Annotated in this window: 17 protein-coding genes; 13 read left to right on the top strand and 4 right to left on the bottom strand. The window is 43.8% G+C overall.

All coding sequences use genetic code 11. The features are described from left to right. The first annotated feature begins 121 nt into the window (after positions 1-121). Together JO154_RS11385 and JO154_RS11390 are read left to right on the top strand one after the other, a co-directional pair. The gene (locus tag JO154_RS11385) at positions 122-943 is read left to right on the top strand and encodes a thymidylate synthase (protein WP_291945386.1); all 822 of its coding nucleotides are present in this window, start codon (positions 122-124) and stop codon (positions 941-943) included. Between the two features lie 9 nt (positions 944-952). Then, complete coding sequence (locus tag JO154_RS11390; protein WP_291945388.1) at positions 953-1,450, top strand: dihydrofolate reductase; 498 nt, start codon at positions 953-955, stop codon at positions 1,448-1,450. A 7-nt stretch (positions 1,451-1,457) separates the two neighbouring features. Here JO154_RS11390 and dnaG read toward each other — a convergent pair whose 3' ends face one another. Beyond that, positions 1,458-3,452, bottom strand: coding sequence for a DNA primase (dnaG, locus tag JO154_RS11395; protein WP_291945392.1), 1,995 nt, complete (start codon positions 3,450-3,452; stop codon positions 1,458-1,460). A gap of 83 nt (positions 3,453-3,535) precedes the next feature. Here dnaG and JO154_RS11400 point away from each other — a divergent pair, with 83 nt between their 5' ends. From JO154_RS11400 to JO154_RS11420, 5 genes are all read left to right on the top strand, one after another. Next, positions 3,536-4,708 (top strand): acetyl-CoA C-acyltransferase, encoded by a 1,173-nt coding sequence (locus tag JO154_RS11400; protein ID WP_291945395.1) that lies wholly within the window; start codon positions 3,536-3,538, stop codon positions 4,706-4,708. Between the two features lie 216 nt (positions 4,709-4,924). Then, a complete protein-coding gene (locus tag JO154_RS11405) occupies positions 4,925-5,413 on the top strand; it encodes a hypothetical protein (protein WP_291945398.1) in 489 nt (162 codons plus the stop codon). Between the two features lie 230 nt (positions 5,414-5,643). Continuing rightward, the gene (locus JO154_RS11410; RefSeq protein WP_291945401.1) at positions 5,644-5,979 is read left to right on the top strand and encodes a hypothetical protein; all 336 of its coding nucleotides are present in this window, start codon (positions 5,644-5,646) and stop codon (positions 5,977-5,979) included. A 196-nt stretch (positions 5,980-6,175) separates the two neighbouring features. Next, positions 6,176-6,406, top strand: coding sequence for a hypothetical protein (locus JO154_RS11415; RefSeq protein WP_291945404.1), 231 nt, complete (start codon positions 6,176-6,178; stop codon positions 6,404-6,406). Beyond that, a complete protein-coding gene (locus tag JO154_RS11420) occupies positions 6,388-6,945 on the top strand; it encodes a hypothetical protein (RefSeq protein ID WP_291945406.1) in 558 nt (185 codons plus the stop codon). The genes JO154_RS11415 and JO154_RS11420 overlap by 19 nt, the downstream gene beginning before the upstream one ends. Positions 6,946-6,975: 30 nt before the next feature. Here the strand turns inward: JO154_RS11420 and JO154_RS11425 are convergent, their stop codons facing one another. Continuing rightward, positions 6,976-7,632, bottom strand: a complete 657-nt coding sequence (locus tag JO154_RS11425; RefSeq protein ID WP_291945407.1) for a hypothetical protein — start codon at positions 7,630-7,632, stop codon at positions 6,976-6,978. A 166-nt stretch (positions 7,633-7,798) separates the two neighbouring features. Between JO154_RS11425 and JO154_RS11430 the strand changes: the two genes are divergently transcribed. Next, positions 7,799-8,782, top strand: coding sequence for a pyruvate dehydrogenase complex E1 component subunit beta (locus JO154_RS11430; RefSeq protein ID WP_199074001.1), 984 nt, complete (start codon positions 7,799-7,801; stop codon positions 8,780-8,782). Positions 8,783-8,858: 76 nt separating this feature from the next. Here JO154_RS11430 and cysM read toward each other — a convergent pair whose 3' ends face one another. Both cysM and JO154_RS11440 read right to left on the bottom strand, forming a co-directional pair. Further along, positions 8,859-9,740, bottom strand: a complete 882-nt coding sequence (gene cysM / locus JO154_RS11435) for a cysteine synthase CysM (RefSeq protein ID WP_291945411.1) — start codon at positions 9,738-9,740, stop codon at positions 8,859-8,861. Positions 9,741-9,749: 9 nt separating this feature from the next. Next, positions 9,750-10,553, bottom strand: a complete 804-nt coding sequence (locus tag JO154_RS11440) for a serine O-acetyltransferase (protein WP_291945413.1) — start codon at positions 10,551-10,553, stop codon at positions 9,750-9,752. A gap of 184 nt (positions 10,554-10,737) precedes the next feature. On the opposite strand from JO154_RS11440, the gene JO154_RS11445 reads away from it, so the two are divergent. From JO154_RS11445 to JO154_RS11465, 5 genes are all read left to right on the top strand, one after another. Beyond that, entirely contained in the window at positions 10,738-11,922 is a 1,185-nt protein-coding gene (locus JO154_RS11445; protein WP_291945416.1) for a sigma-54 dependent transcriptional regulator, read from the top strand. A 12-nt stretch (positions 11,923-11,934) separates the two neighbouring features. Next, positions 11,935-12,588 carry an alpha/beta fold hydrolase gene (locus tag JO154_RS11450; RefSeq protein WP_291945419.1) on the top strand — a complete coding sequence of 218 codons (654 nt, stop codon included), beginning with the start codon at positions 11,935-11,937 and terminating at the stop codon, positions 12,586-12,588. A 192-nt stretch (positions 12,589-12,780) separates the two neighbouring features. Then, the gene (gene lepB, locus JO154_RS11455; protein WP_291945422.1) at positions 12,781-13,971 is read left to right on the top strand and encodes a signal peptidase I; all 1,191 of its coding nucleotides are present in this window, start codon (positions 12,781-12,783) and stop codon (positions 13,969-13,971) included. 18 nt (positions 13,972-13,989) lie between these two features. After that, positions 13,990-14,478 carry a cytidine deaminase gene (locus JO154_RS11460; RefSeq protein ID WP_291945425.1) on the top strand — a complete coding sequence of 163 codons (489 nt, stop codon included), beginning with the start codon at positions 13,990-13,992 and terminating at the stop codon, positions 14,476-14,478. A gap of 82 nt (positions 14,479-14,560) precedes the next feature. Beyond that, complete coding sequence (locus JO154_RS11465) at positions 14,561-15,472, top strand: tetratricopeptide repeat protein (RefSeq protein WP_291945427.1); 912 nt, start codon at positions 14,561-14,563, stop codon at positions 15,470-15,472. Positions 15,473-15,574: the final 102 nt, after the last annotated feature.

The raw sequence follows: 15,574 nt of genomic DNA on the forward strand, positions 1-15,574 counted from the left end.
AGAAAATCGACTTTTTTTATTTGAAGTATTTTCTTTATATTCTTTTTGCATTGTCAGCTTCCGTTCATATAACTATCTGAGGTTCCCGGTATTTTTTAAAACTTCGTATCTTGCCCGAATTATGGAGCAGTACCTTTCATTATTACAGCATATTATTAAGGATGGAGTTGTAAAGTCAGATCGTACCGGAACCGGTACCACCAGCGTGTTTGGTTACCAGATGCGTTTCAATTTGCAAGATGGCTTTCCCCTGGTGACCACCAAAAAGTTGCATCTGAAATCCATTATATATGAGCTCCTTTGGTTTTTAAAGGGAGACACGAACATTGCTTACCTGAAAGAACATGGCGTGAGTATATGGGACGAGTGGGCGGATGCCAACGGTAACCTCGGACCTGTTTATGGTAAACAATGGCGTAGCTGGGAAACCCGCGATGGCCGTGTGATAGATCAAATCACGGATGCCGTGAACACCATCAAGAAGAACCCTGATTCCCGTCGTATTATCGTGAATGCATGGAATGTAGGGGATCTGCCAGATATGAAGCTCAGTCCTTGCCACTGCCTTTTCCAGTTTTATGTCACACCTCCAGATACCTCCAAAGGCGAAACCCGTGGAAAACTGAGCTGTCAGCTCTATCAGCGCAGCGCGGATGTATTCCTGGGCGTTCCTTTCAACATCGCTTCCTATGCGCTTCTGACCATGATGGTAGCACAGGTATGCGACCTGGAGCCCGGCGATTTTGTACATACCTTCGGAGATGTTCACCTGTACAGCAATCATATGGAACAGGCCAAACTGCAATTAAGCCGTCAGCCATATCCATTGCCAGTGATGAAAATCAACCCGGCAGTAAAAGATATTTTTGCCTTCAATTATGAGGATTTTGAACTGCAGAACTATCAGTTTCACCCAGCGATCAAAGCACCAGTAGCAGTTTAAGCAAATCTTATGAAAACAGTTTCCATTATAGTGGCCGCTTCCGAGAATAATGCCATTGGTATCAATGGCCAATTACCTTGGCGAATTGCGGACGACATGAAATATTTTAAAGACACGACCACTGGCAAACCCATTGTGATGGGTCGTAAAACCTTTGAGTCATTAGGTAAGCCTTTGCCTAACCGTCCTAATATTGTGATTACACGTCAGATGGATTATGCGCCAGTAGGGACCATCGTCGTGGATTCCCTCCAAGCCGGCCTGGATCGCGCCAAAACCTATGATGTGCAGGAAGTATTCATCACCGGTGGTGGCGAGATCTTCGAACAAGCAATGGATATCACAGATAGAATCTACATGACCCGCGTCTATGCCGTAGTTCCTGGCGATGCGTTTTTCCCGGAAATAGATGGAAATAAATGGGAATTGGTAAGTGATGAGCGCCATGAAGCGGATGAAAGAAATCAATATCCTTTCTCCTTCCAGATTTGGGAAAAAATTAAGTAATCAGGGATTATTTAAAGATAACCGTACCCAGCCCCTGGGTCAGCTCTTTTTCGAGTTGTTTCAGGTGCTGGTGTAATTCCATACAGCGTTTCAACTCCTCTATATCGCTCAGCGTAGCAGCTTCCTGCTGATTCTCAATAATCATCTTCTTGATCTTCCGCAATATGAGATAGTTACTAGTGGAAATAGTGTCTTTCAGATAGGCTACGTCTCCATAAACCGTATCAATTTCAAATCTCTCCTTCCAGTTAACGCTTAGGTCAGCCTCTTTATCTTCGATAATAAGGGCAATACTTTTGGCTAAGTCTTGATCTTCATGATACAGGAACTGTTTTTTATCCGGAATAGTACCCTCATCGTAGATGCGTTTGTATTCCCGGAGGATACGTTTAACCAGTTCACTATCGACCAATGATTCAAAATCATAGGGAAGATGGAAGACGTAATCCGCTACTGTATTCTGTGCTTCCTCGCTGAATGGCCGATCGCCAAATCGCAGCAATATTTTCACCAGTTCTCTTTCCTGCTTTTCATCAGGGTTAAAGAGGTTATCTGATCCATAGGCTGCTTCTGCCGCTTCCATGGCTGCAATAGCCTCATCGGAGAGCGCATCGTCTGGCGGAGCCGGGTTATTCTTATTATACTGTTGTTCTCTTTTTACGAGTCGCTCGCGGATATATTTATTGACCAGCGTAATCAGTCCCTGTTCATCGATTTTCAGGAGCTGGCTACATTGGCGGATATAGTCCTGCTGACGAGTGAAATCTTCCGCTTTATCAATCTTGGAAATGGTTTCCGCGATTTCATTTACGAGCTGTGATTTCTTTACGCTATCATTGCCGGCATCACGGAGACTAATCTCCAGTTTAAAGAGAACGAAGTCTTTTTTATTCTCCTCAATAAACTCACGGAATGCGGTAGCGCCAATGCGTTGCACATAGCTATCCGGGTCTTCTTTTTCAGGGAGCAATACCAGCTTCACGTTAAGGCCTTCTTCAATGGCCATGTCCAGACCACGGAGGGCAGCCTTCACACCGGCAGCATCACCGTCGTAGATGATAGTGAGGTTGTTGGTGTATTTCTTTATCAGGCGAAGCTGATCCTGCGTCAGGGAGGTACCGCTGGAGGCTACCACGTTTTCTACGCCTGCTTGGTGCAGGGAAATAACGTCCGTATAGCCCTCTACGAGCAGACATTCATTGAGTTTATCAATAGCATGTCTGGCGAAGTAAGTACCGTATAGCACGCGACTCTTCACGTATATCTCATTCTCCGGGGAGTTGATATACTTAGGCGCCTTATCAGATTTAACGAGGATACGGGCGCCAAATCCGAGTACTTTTCCCGATTGGTTATGGATAGGGAAGATGACACGTCCGCGGTAATTATCCGCAGGTTGTTCATTGCGGATGGTTACCAGGCCTGTTTTCTGGAGGTATTCCAGGTTATAGCCTTTTGCCGTTGCCGTTTTGACAAATGAATCACGGGTATTCAGGCAGTAACCGAGTTGGAATTTACGTATAGTCTCTTCCGTGAATCCGCGTTCTTCGAAGTAGGAGAGGCCTACATTCTGGCCTTCCTCTGAGTGGAAGAGGGTATCGGTGAAGTATTCTTTGGCGAAGCCGTTGATAATGTAAAGACTATCGGCCAGTTGCTGGTATTGGCGGAGTTCGGGACTTACTTCCGTTTCCTCTACATCGATTTGATATTTTTGCGCCAGCCAGCGGAGGGCTTCCACATAGGAGTATTTCTCATGCTCCATGACAAAGCTGATCGCGTTGCCAGAGGCGCCGCAACCGAAGCATTTATAGATTTCCTTGCTGGGAGATACGGTGAAGCTGGGAGTCTTTTCGTTGTGAAAAGGGCAGTTGCCTAAATAATTGGCGCCGCGCTTTTTGAGTTTCACAAACGAACCTACTATTTCCACAATATCTATGCGGCTGAGAATCTGCTGTATGGTGTTCTGAGAAATCACGTTCTTTCCAAATACATCTACAAACATACGCTAAAAATCCCAGTGAGCATTCATTCCCTTCCTTTTCGTTATATTTGGAGATTATCATAAGCCAAACAATCTTTTATCAGATGAAAGAAGTATTTATAGTATCTGCTGTTCGTACACCAATAGGTTCATTTAACGGTGGGCTGTCTGGAATTGCTGCAACCAAACTGGGTTCTATCGTCATCAAGGCGGCTCTGGAAAGGGCTGGAGTAGCGGCGGATCAGGTAAACGAAGTGTATATGGGGAATGTGATCAGTGCCAACTTGGGGCAGGCGCCAGCTACCCAGGCGAGTCTGGGTGCAGGTCTTCCTAATACAGTTCCTACTACTACTGTCAACAAGGTATGTGCTTCCGGTATGAAAGCCATTATGTTGGGTGCGCAGAGCATTATGCTCGGCGATAACGACGTGGTGGTAGCCGGCGGTATGGAAAACATGAGTCAGGTGCCTTATTACCTGGATAAAGCCCGCAACGGTTACAAACTGGGACATGGCGCTATTACCGATGGTATTATTCGCGATGGCCTCTGGGACCCTTACAAGGATTTCCATATGGGTAATGCCGCAGAAATCTGCGCGAGCGAATATCACATCACCCGTGAAGACCAGGACGCCTATGCTATTCAGAGTTACAAACGTGCTGCGGCAGCTTGGGAAAAAGGTCACTACAAATCAGAAGTCCTGCCAGTAGAGATTCCAGGCAAACAAGTAGTAACTGTTTCGGAAGATGAAGACTACAAGAAAGTAATTTTCGATAAGATCCCTTCCCTGAAGCCTACCTTCCAGAAAGATGGTACCATTACTGCGGCCAATGCCTCCAATCTGAATGATGGTGCAGCGGCGGTATTACTGGTGAGCGGCGAGAAGCTGAAGGAGCTGGGATTGAAGCCACTGGCTAAGATCGTAAGTTTTGCAGATGCGTCTCAGGCGCCTGAGTGGTTTACCACTACGCCGGTAAAAGCGATCAATAATGCATTGCATAAAGCAGGTCTGAAGATTACAGACATGGATTTTGCAGAGGTAAATGAAGCATTCAGTTGTGTACCTATTGCGAATGCCAAAGATCTGGGCTTGCCTATGGAGAAAGTGAATGTATGGGGTGGTGCGGTGTCTATGGGGCATCCGATTGGATGCAGTGGTGCTAGGATCGTAGTTACCTTGAATTCCATTTTACACCAGGAGAATGCGCGCTACGGAGTAGCAGGTATTTGTAATGGTGGTGGTGGCGCTAGTGCGATCATCATTGAACGAGTATAACAACTGCCATAATATTTTATTTGTAAGCCTGTCTGAAAAGACAGGCTTTTTTTTGTGTCAAATCTGATCAAAATGATAATTATTGTATCAATTTTATAATGTATAAATTATTAATCTTCAATAACATTTGATTAACTTTTCTACTGATTTTTGAGAGGTAAAGCTCGCTAATTTTGGATGATAAGATTCATTTTTTTAACCCAAAAATGCAATTACATGTCAGATGATCAGATGCAAGTAATTTTAGCTGCTTTGAAAGGAATGGATGGTCGGCTTGAAGGAATGGATAATCGACTTGAAAGAGTAGAAAATCGACTCGAAGGAGTAGATAAACGACTCGAAGGAGTAGATAATCGGCTCCACAAAGTTGATGATCGACTCCATGTTTTGGAGACTAATTTTGAAAGCTTGGGCAATCAAGTTAAAGGCTTGGATAATCAAGTCAGAGGCTTGAACAAACAAGGGAAAGATCTTGAACAAAGGCTAATTTCCATGGACATCAAATTCGAACAGAGGTTTTATCTTCTGGAAGGTAGATTTGATACCATGAAGGAAGATTTCAAAGGATTAAGGAATAAGTTAACTGTGATGGACAGGAAGATTGAAGCACGATTTAAGGTTATTGACCAAAGTTTTTCAGGTGTAAAAACAATCTTGACCGAGTTTGGCAAAATGCAGCAGGAGGCTATGGATAAAATACTGTAGATGCAGTAAAATGAATGGATTTAGTCAAAAGTAACAGGGCGTCTCAAAAATAATGGAGGCGTCCTTTTTGTGTCAGCTATAATCAGAATGATAATTATTTAATCAATTAAATAATGTATAAATAATTAATATACAATAACATTAGATTAACTTTTGTGCTGATTTTCCAAGGGGAAAGCGCGCTAATTTTGAATGATAAAATTGATTATTAACCCAAAAAATTACGTTACATGTCGGATGAACAGATGCAAGAAATTTTAGCTGCCTTAAAAGGAATGGATACTCGCTTTGAGGAAATAGCGACTAATCTTAAAGGGCTGAATAAAAATTTGAAAGATTTTAGAGAGGAACTAATATCCATAGACAACAAGTTTGAACAGGAGTATCAGCTAATGGATCGCGGATTTGATGGAATGAAGAAGGATTTTAAAGGATTAGGAAACAGGATTAATGAGATGGACCACGACTTTAAAAAACGATTGGATGTTATTGACACCAGTATTTCTGGATTGAAGTTGATCGTGACTGATTTGGTCAAGGGACAGGTTATTGGGCAGCGGTCGTAAAATGGAAACATAATCAGCCAAAAGTAAAACCTGTTACGGCAGGTTTTTTTGTTTCTTAAAATGATAATTATATTCTCATTTTGATGCTTGAAATGTCATATAAATAATTGAATTATAATCACAAATGATTAACAAAAATAATTATGGTGAGATTGATATTTGATCTATTTTCGAGTCATACTAAAAAAATTAGCATATGGTTAAATCACTTGAAGTAGTTGTGAATCCATCAGGCTTTACTAATTGGGCAGCAACAAAAAAAAAGAATCAAGAAAAACTCCTTGCATTCCTGCGTAAAAAAGCAGAGGAGTTGGAAGCAGATCCGTCACATGGATTGATGGATCTTGTAGCAGCAGGTATTTGGGATGAAAACGCCGATTTTACTAAACCTTTTAATCTTTTAAACGAATGCAAAGCAAAACAATGATTGGATTTCAAGAATGCGATGCTGCATTAGCTCGCAATGTAGCCAGCGGAAAAGTAGACCTTCCGTTGACAGATGATGATTACCGCCTTGGTAAGGGCATTTACTTTTGTGAAGTCAGGCAGCCCAGACCAGACGTCGAGGATCAGGAAAATAAAATGACAGTTATAGGTGGCATGATGCACCTTGGACATTGCCTGGATTTAGAAGATCCACAGTGTCAGGAAGTGGCGAAATTATGTTTCGATAACCTTGTAAACATAGCGACTAAAATGGGTTATGTTTTTCCTACCCAGGATGACAATATCCAAGAAATTTTAGAAGGTGCAGCTATTGAATATTTACATCAACTCAATGAATCATTTGGATTGATGCCATACGATTCCGTAAGAAAATGGATTGTCGCGGGAAAGGAGATCTATCCTGGTTCACGTTTCAAAGACCAGACCCGTAATCAGGTTTGTATCAGGAACCGGGACTGTATTGATATGTTATTTATTCCAAACAGTCTTGAATTCATCCGGTCGTACGATAGGTCATAAGTAAAAACATCTTTACCCATTTCCCTTTTATTATTGCAAATATCCCTGTTTCAAAGCCATCACCGTATCTATACTGTTTGTACCGCCAGTCTTCATTGTACCACTCTTAATAAACTGAATCCTTACACTATCGGCGCCTTTTTTAGTGAGGCGAATCGCTGCTGGAAATGCCTGCGGATCAATGACCCCTGGAGTTATTTTTTCGAAAACCCCGTATTTGTCCTCTATCATGCTGTAAACAGGATAGCGAGACATGATACCCATGGTTTTGGTCTGAATGGCATAGTCGTCATCTATTTTGTAGCGTTGGAACTCGCTATCGGAATAGAGCGTGAGCGCTAGCATCAGCACATAGGTGCGCACAACGGGTATTATAAGCCCAAATACTAACACAAAGGGCAAAGCAAATAAACCGGCCAGGTAATAATAGCGAGCGTTAATTTCAGGCTTGGAGAGGCCGTAGAGGACCAATCCGGTGCCTGCATACAAAGAGAAAATCACCCGCTCCGTCTGGGCCCCTTTGAACCCATAACCGTTTAAAGACAATATCAGGCTGATAACAGCCAATGCTAGCAAAATGATATGGAGGTTCCAAGTCAACAGCCGCAATACAGGCGCTTTTACATTCTTAATACGGATGGAAAGCGCAGCCAAGTAGGATATACCAAGGATTGTAATGGTAATCATTTCATCAGGATGTGAAATATATTTAAATATCAAAATATAAATATATAAATATTATACTTTATGTTGTCTGGTTTTTTTTCCTTTGCTTTTTCGCCAACAAACGATATTTTTGCCCTGCCTAAAAGAAAACTAGGCAATTAAACTTTCAAACTTTATTAAGATTAGCATGCGTCAGATAGCTTTCAGACAAGCCTTAAGAGAAGCCCTGCAGGAGGAATTTCGCCGTGATGAACGGGTTTTCCTTATGGGGGAGGAAGTAGCCGAATATAATGGTGCTTACAAAGTGAGCCAGGGAATGCTGGATGAGTTTGGACCTAAACGTGTTATCGACACGCCGATCGCTGAACTCGGTTTCGCTGCCATTGGCGTTGGTGCCGCACAAAACGGTCTTCGCCCAGTAGTTGAGTTCATGACCTGGAACTTCGCAGTGCTCGCACTGGATCAGATCCTCAATACTGCCTCTAAAATGCTGGCAATGAGCGGTGGCCAGGTAGGTTGCCCTATCGTTTTCCGCGGACCAAACGGTTCTGCAGGTCAATTGGGTGCTCAGCACTCCACTGCTTTCGAAAGCTACTATGCCAATATCCCAGGCCTGAAAGTAATCTCCGTATCTAACCCTTACGATGCTAAAGGTCTGCTGAAAGCCGCTATCCGCGACGACGATCCAGTTGTTTTCATGGAATCTGAGCAGATGTATGGCGATATGGGCGAAGTTCCTGAAGAAGAATATATCATTCCAATCGGTAAAGCAGATATCAAACGCGCAGGTAAAGACGTTACCATCGTTTCTTTCAACAAAATGATGAAAGTAGCCCTGGGCGCCGCTGAAGAACTGGCTAAAGAAGGGATCGAAGCCGAAGTAATCGACCTCCGTACCATCCGCCCACTGGACTGGTTCACCATCCTGGAATCAGTTAAGAAAACAAACCGCCTGGTAATCGTGGAAGAACAATGGCCTTTCGCTTCTGTTTCTTCTGAAATTACCTACCGTATCCAGAAAGAAGGATTCGACTACCTGGATGCTCCAATCCGTCGTATCACTGCGCAAGATGCTCCTATGCACTACGCTCCAAACCTGGTGAAACTGTACCTCCCTGATGTGGAACGTACCGTGAAACTGGTGAAAGAAGTGATGTACATGAAGAAGTAATTTCCAACTTCGTTATACAAAAAAAGTCCGGCGCATTTGCACCGGACTTTTTTTATTTATGCTGCTTTATATGTCATTACGCAAATAAATCACTACTCAAATACCTATCGCCCCGATCACAAATAATACAAACCAATACGCCACTACGCAGCTCCTTAGACAATCTTGCCGCCGCGGCCACTGCTCCGCCACTACTCATGCCACAGAATACGGCTTCCTCCTTGGCTAATCGCCTAGTCATTTCACGGGCTTCGGCTTCCGAAATATCCATGATCTGATCAACCCTAGATCTGTCAAAGATCTTCGGCAAATAAGCCTCCGACCATTTGCGGATTCCTGGAATTTTAGAACCTTCGGTAGGTTGACAGCCTACTATCTGTATATCTGGATTTTGCTCCTTTAAAAAGCGAGAAACACCCATAATAGTACCTGTCGTCCCCATGGCACTGATAAAATGCGTAATCCTGCTCTGGGTATCTTTCCAGATCTCAGGACCAGTGGTCTTATAGTGCATCATGTAATTATCCGGATTGGCGAATTGATTCAACATGAAATAACCGCCTTTCGCCACCTGCTCATTGGCATAATCAATGGAACCTTCCATGGATTGCTCTTTAGGCGTCAGTATCACTTTAGCCCCATATGCCTGCATGGTTTGTACTCTTTCCAGGGTGGCATCTGCGGGCATTACCAGCTCTATCTCAATACCAAAGAGATTGGCAATCATGGCCAGCGCAATACCAGTATTGCCACTGGTAGCTTCGATGAGCTTAATGCCTGGTTTCAGTTCGCCTCTGTCCAGTGCTCCTTTAATCATCCCGTATGCGGCACGGTCTTTCACACTACCACCGGGATTATTGCCTTCCAGTTTACCGTAAATGGTAACTGCGGGGTTAGCAGAAATCTTTTTCAGTTCTACCAGTGGGGTATTGCCCACCAAGTCTAATATTGTAGCCATGGTTTATGATTACAGTTCTGTTAATCTGTGTTCTGCTTTGTAGTATATACGAGAGAAAGGCTCGACACTTCTTATCAGCCACACATTACCACCTATGATACTGTGATGCCCAACTATGGTATCACCTCCCAATATAGTGGCGCCTGCGTAAATGACAGTATGCTCTTCAATAGTAGGATGACGCTTGCTATGCGCCATTTCTTTGTCCACACTCAATGCGCCAAGGGTCACGCCCTGGTATAACTTCACATGTGGGCCAATCACGGTGGTTTCACCAATAACCACTCCTGTACCGTGATCTATACAGAACCAAGGGGCAATAACGGCCCCAGGGTGAATATCAATACCTGTTTTGCTATGTGCCAACTCCGTAATCATCCTTGGAAAAAGCGGTACCCGCAGCTTACAGAGAATATGTGCCATCCGGTAGAATGCCACCGCATAAAAGCCCGGATATGCCCGGATTACCTCGTAGAGGCAGGTGGCCGCGGGATCTCCCTGTAAAATAGCATCCGCGTCTTTCTTCAAATCTTCATACATACCCGGCACCTGCTGCATGAACTGACGACTCAGTTGCGAAGCTGTATCAGGTAACTGATGCTGCATCGATTGCAGGAGTAATTCGAGTTGTATCTCCAGTTGCTGGCCATATTGCTCCAGCATTACAGGATCTGCCATTACCTGGCCAGTATGTTCGGGAAATAACCAATTTAATAAGTTGTTGGCAAAGTCATTGACAGCTCCCGTGGCGGGAAATGCGCTCGCCGCCGCCGATTGGTGCCGCCGCTTCAATTCATCCAGAAAATCATTCATATGCGGTTTGGAATTACAGGGTCCGGCCTGTGATCTAACAATAAAATTACATATAAATCTACAAAGGTAGTGGACTAATTCTGATATTTAACTGCGTTTAGCAACAATTTTAGCAACTCTTTGTACCGGTTTCTTGGGTAAGAATCTTATTTTTGGCGTCTGTGAATTAACACTTAATCATACTATGGCAAACATTTTAATAATTGATGATGAAAAAAGCATCCGTAAGACCCTTACGGAAATCTTAAGTTACGAAGGGTATAAAGTTGATGAGGCGGCAGATGGACAAGAAGGTTTTAAAATGTTTAAAGATAAACAGTACGATGCTGTACTGTGCGATATCAAAATGCCAAAAATGGATGGATTGGAATTCCTGGAGAAAGCCAGGGAAATCAATCCTGATATTCCGATCATTATGGTGTCAGGACACGGTAACATCGATACCGCAGTGGATGCCGTGAAAAAAGGCGCGTATGATTATATCTCCAAACCACCAGACCTGAACCGCCTGTTGATCACATTGCGTAATGCCATGGATAAAACCACCCTGGTAACTGAAACCAAAACATTACGTCGCAAGGTGAACAAAGTGCCTGAAATGATAGGGGAGTCTGCTCCCATTCTCAAAATAAAAGAAACACTGGAGAAAGTAGCTCCTACTGATGCCCGCGTACTCATCACGGGTGAAAACGGGGTGGGTAAAGAACTGGTGGCCCGCTGGCTCCATGAGCTGAGCAGCCGCGCTGCTGGCCCTATGGTGGAAGTAAACTGTGCTGCTATCCCTAGTGAACTGATTGAAAGTGAACTGTTCGGCCACGAAAAAGGTTCCTTTACTTCTGCGGTAAAACAACGTATCGGTAAATTCGAACAAGCTAGCGGCGGTACCCTCTTCCTCGATGAAATCGGAGATATGAGTCTCAGCGCCCAAGCAAAAGTATTGCGCGCCCTCCAAGAAGGTAAGATTACCCGTGTAGGCGGCGATAAAGAAATCAGTGTAGACGTTCGCGTAGTGGCTGCTACCAACAAAGATCTGCTCCGCGAAGTGGAAGAAAAGAATTTCCGCCTCGACTTATACCACCGTCTGAGCGTAATCCTGATCCACGTGCCTTCCCTGAACGATCGTCGGGATGATGTGCCATTATTGGTAGATAACTTCCTGGATGCGGTTTGTAATGAGTATGGTATCTCCCGCAAACAAATCGATAAAGACGCGATGAAAGCATTGCAACAACATAACTGGTCCGGTAATATCCGTGAACTCAGAAACGTTGTAGAGCGACTGGTTATCCTCTCCGGGAAAACCATTACCGCAGAAGATGTGGATGATTTTGTAGTGCCAAATCGTGATAAGAAAAAAGTCAATTCTTAAGATAATATCGCAATGACCAGAAAGCATTTGTACCTCATAAGTGGACTGGGAGCGGATGAAAGAGCCTTTCAACATCTGCGTTTCCCAGCGGAATATGAGTTGCATCATCTGCCCTGGATTCCTCCATTGCCAAATGAGTCTATCAGCAGTTATGCAGCCCGTATGGCAGAAAGCATAACTGCTGATGGTCCTGTCAGTATCCTCGGTCTCTCTTTTGGCGGCATCATGAGCCTGGAAATAGCGAAGATCCGGCCCGTTGAACAAAATATCCTGATATCAAGTATCAAGCATACGAGTGAAAAACCTAGTTATTTTGATTGGGTATTGAGACTACATCTACTCCAACTGCCAGATTTCATCATCTTCCAGAACCGACGTTTTGTAGTGGAACGCTACATGGATGCGCAGTCGCCCGAAGAGAAACAGTTGCTACGCGAATACCTTTCAAAAAAGGATTATGCTTATACCCGTTGGGCCATCAACGTTATATTACACTGGCAGAACGAGTACGTACCAGAAAACTTGGTGCATATTAACGGAGATAAAGATCATCCCTTCCCGATAAAGCATGTGCACCCTACTCATATTATCCGTAATGGCGGCCATTTTATGGTAATGAATAGGGCCGGAGAGATCAGTCGTATATTGGCTGAAACCATGTTATAGTCGCGTGTTGACCATCTTCATAACCCCTTCTTACACTATTTTCAATATCTTTAATAATGGAATTATCCATCTGGAGAGTATTTCGGGCTAAACATTAAGGTATTTTTAAGAAAGTTTTCCCGTATAAAAGATGGAAGGATAAGACAGAATATTATATTTGCCTTTTTAAGCATTTAACTTAAGCCTAACTGAATGAACCTGGCATTTTGGAAAAATAATAAGGACAAGCAGCCCAAGAAAAAGAAGTCTGTGGCTCGGGAATGGCTGGACGCTGGTATATTCGCTATTATAGCCGCTACACTGATTCGCACTTTTATTTTTGAGGCCTATACTATTCCGACTCCTTCCATGGAGAAAACCCTTCTTGTGAACGACTTCCTGTTTGTAAGCAAGATCAGTTATGGTCCCCGTATTCCGATGACCCCACTGGCAGTGCCTTTCGTACACCATACCATGCCTCTTACCAAAAACACTCCTGCTTATTCAGAAGCGGTGCAATGGAAATATCGCAGGTTGCCTGGTTTGTCTGACGTAAAACGCTACGATGTAGTGGTATTCAACTTCCCAGAAGGAGATACCGTGGCGCTGGATGCCGCAGATCCAAGCTATTACAGGATGGTGCGTCAGTTTGGATGGTCAGAAGTAAACAACAACTATAAAGTTATTCATCGCCCAGTAGATAAAAGGGAGAACTATATTAAGCGTTGTATGGCAGAAGCTGGTGATACCATCCGTATCGTACACGGACAAGTATTCATCAATGGTCAGGCTGCGCCTGTACCTGCTGGTAGCCAACATCGCTATATGATTGAAACCACCGGAGATGCCCTCAATCCAACGCGTATGGAAGAAATGGGTATTACTGGTCCGGATGCTACGATAGATGCCAGTCACTATGTATACAACCTGACTCCTGAGCAGGCGGCTGCATTGAAACAGTTCCCAGTCGTGAAAAGTCTTGTTGTATTTGAAGAAGCAAATATCAATGTCAACTTCGATTACAACGATATCTTCCCACACGATACAACACATTTCCATTGGACAGAAGAAAACTTTGGTCCTTTATACATTCCTAAAAAAGGCGCTACCGTTAAATTGGACGATAGCAATATTGCCCTGTACGACCGCGTAATCCGCGTGTATGAAGGCAATACCTTAGAAAGAAAAGATGGTAAATTTATCATCAACGGTCAGGCGACAGACAGCTATACCTTTAAAATGAACTACTATTGGATGATGGGAGACAATCGTAATAACTCCCTCGATTCCCGCTACTGGGGCTTTGTTCCAGAAGATCACGTAGTTGGTAAGGCATGGATGATCTGGATGAGCTATGGTGAAGGTGGTATCCGCTGGAGCCGACTGTTCAGAACAATCAAATAACCCAAAAAAATTACAGTCATGGCAAAACAACTGCAACAATTCGAATTCTCAGTTTATGATGATATCAAAGAACTGGAAGATGCGGATGCATGGCTGCTCAATGAAGCTCGTGACGTTACGCAACATGCGTATGCACCATATTCTCATTTCCAGGTTGGAGCCGTAGCAAGGCTCGTTAACGGCGAAATCATCGCTGGCTCCAACCAGGAAAATGCCTCCTTTCCTGTAGGCCTCTGTGCAGAAAGAGTTGCGCTGGCAGCAGCTGCTTCGGTTTATCCGGATGTAGCCATCGAAACAATCGCTATTAGCTATCATAACCTGAATGGAGATAGCTCACAACCTATATCTCCTTGTGGCATCTGCAGGCAATCACTGGCAGAAGTAGAAATGCGCCAACAAGAACCTATCCGCCTGATTATGGGTGGACTTAGTGGTAAAGTATACATTGTGGAAAAGGCAAACGACCTGCTCCCCCTTGCATTCTCCGGCAGCATGCTGTCTATTTGACCCGTGTCTTCCTATATAACAAAAAAATAATATCATTAAATTAATATTTATTTATATTTGTCGGTATACGTAACTGCCGGACATGATATCCTGTCGAAAAAACCTGCTGATACCATTCTTATTGCTATGGATGGGGATTCAGCCTGCCACAGCGATCCATCGGAATACATCACATGATAAATCCCGACAACTATTACGGGAAGGTCTTGCCCTGAAGAAATCAGGAAAGCTACTCGCTGCGCGCGAATGCTTTCTGGCGGCTATTCAGGCAGATACTACCTGCGCTGCTGCGTATAGTGAACTGGGAGATAGTTACTTTGCAGGTAAGGACTATAAGCTGGCTTTGCAATACAGTTCTCGGGCAAAACAACTGGGAATCACTGCTGCCACGCAGGTGATAGGACTTAGTTATTATCATCTTCAACAGTACGACAATGCCCTAGAAGTGCTGCAGGATGCAGTGAATGAGCATCCAGACAACGGACTGCTGCTACAAAAACTGGCACAAATACAAGGTCAGTTGGGCAACTACCGCGAAAGCATACACTATTATCAGCAAGAGCTGGCAGTAGATAGTACCCACGCAGAAAGCTGGTACGAGTTAGGAATGATGTATTTTAATGATGCTGATTTTCCCGCTGCCAGTAAGGCTTTTGATAAAGCTGCTCTGTATGGATGCGATCAACAGGCGCTATTCTGTTTGCATGCAGGCGTAGCTGCCATGCAATGCGGACAACTGGATAAAAGTATTCAGTTACTGACAAAAGCCAGCCAGTTGCAGCCCGATAATGAACAGGTATTATTTAACCTGGCGCATGCCAATTACAGGAAAGCAAATTATCCAGCGGCAGTAAATGCCTGGACAGCAGTGTTGAAACATGAACCTGGCAATGCTTTTGCACTGTTTATGTTGGGGAAATCGTATATGGGTGCAGGTGAGAAAGAGAAGGGAGAGAAATTATGCGATCAGGCACAGCAAATGCCTAATCAATAGACTAACGACAAAGAATATACGTTATATAGATAAAGCTATTCGCCACAGTAGAGAAGTGATTACAAACAACGTTTTACAGGAAAGGCAAGCTCTTGTTACGTT

Origin of the sequence: Chitinophaga sp. (genome assembly GCF_019236475.1) — a bacterium.
Lineage (GTDB): Bacteria > Bacteroidota > Bacteroidia > Chitinophagales > Chitinophagaceae > Chitinophaga.

Bases quoted from the DNA above. Each gene is read 5' to 3' on its own strand.
- JO154_RS11385 (WP_291945386.1), top strand. From the start codon at position 122: ATGGAGCAGTACCTTTCATTATTACAGCATATTATTAAGGATGGAGTT.
- JO154_RS11390 (WP_291945388.1), top strand. From the start codon at position 953: ATGAAAACAGTTTCCATTATAGTGGCCGCTTCCGAGAATAATGCCATT.
- dnaG (WP_291945392.1), bottom strand. From the start codon at position 3,452: ATGTTTGTAGATGTATTTGGAAAGAACGTGATTTCTCAGAACACCATA.
- JO154_RS11400 (WP_291945395.1), top strand. From the start codon at position 3,536: ATGAAAGAAGTATTTATAGTATCTGCTGTTCGTACACCAATAGGTTCA.
- JO154_RS11405 (WP_291945398.1), top strand. From the start codon at position 4,925: ATGTCAGATGATCAGATGCAAGTAATTTTAGCTGCTTTGAAAGGAATG.
- JO154_RS11410 (WP_291945401.1), top strand. From the start codon at position 5,644: ATGTCGGATGAACAGATGCAAGAAATTTTAGCTGCCTTAAAAGGAATG.
- JO154_RS11415 (WP_291945404.1), top strand. From the start codon at position 6,176: ATGGTTAAATCACTTGAAGTAGTTGTGAATCCATCAGGCTTTACTAAT.
- JO154_RS11420 (WP_291945406.1), top strand. From the start codon at position 6,388: ATGCAAAGCAAAACAATGATTGGATTTCAAGAATGCGATGCTGCATTA.
- JO154_RS11425 (WP_291945407.1), bottom strand. From the start codon at position 7,632: ATGATTACCATTACAATCCTTGGTATATCCTACTTGGCTGCGCTTTCC.
- JO154_RS11430 (WP_199074001.1), top strand. From the start codon at position 7,799: ATGCGTCAGATAGCTTTCAGACAAGCCTTAAGAGAAGCCCTGCAGGAG.
- cysM (WP_291945411.1), bottom strand. From the start codon at position 9,740: ATGGCTACAATATTAGACTTGGTGGGCAATACCCCACTGGTAGAACTG.
- JO154_RS11440 (WP_291945413.1), bottom strand. From the start codon at position 10,553: ATGAATGATTTTCTGGATGAATTGAAGCGGCGGCACCAATCGGCGGCG.
- JO154_RS11445 (WP_291945416.1), top strand. From the start codon at position 10,738: ATGGCAAACATTTTAATAATTGATGATGAAAAAAGCATCCGTAAGACC.
- JO154_RS11450 (WP_291945419.1), top strand. From the start codon at position 11,935: ATGACCAGAAAGCATTTGTACCTCATAAGTGGACTGGGAGCGGATGAA.
- lepB (WP_291945422.1), top strand. From the start codon at position 12,781: ATGAACCTGGCATTTTGGAAAAATAATAAGGACAAGCAGCCCAAGAAA.
- JO154_RS11460 (WP_291945425.1), top strand. From the start codon at position 13,990: ATGGCAAAACAACTGCAACAATTCGAATTCTCAGTTTATGATGATATC.
- JO154_RS11465 (WP_291945427.1), top strand. From the start codon at position 14,561: ATGATATCCTGTCGAAAAAACCTGCTGATACCATTCTTATTGCTATGG.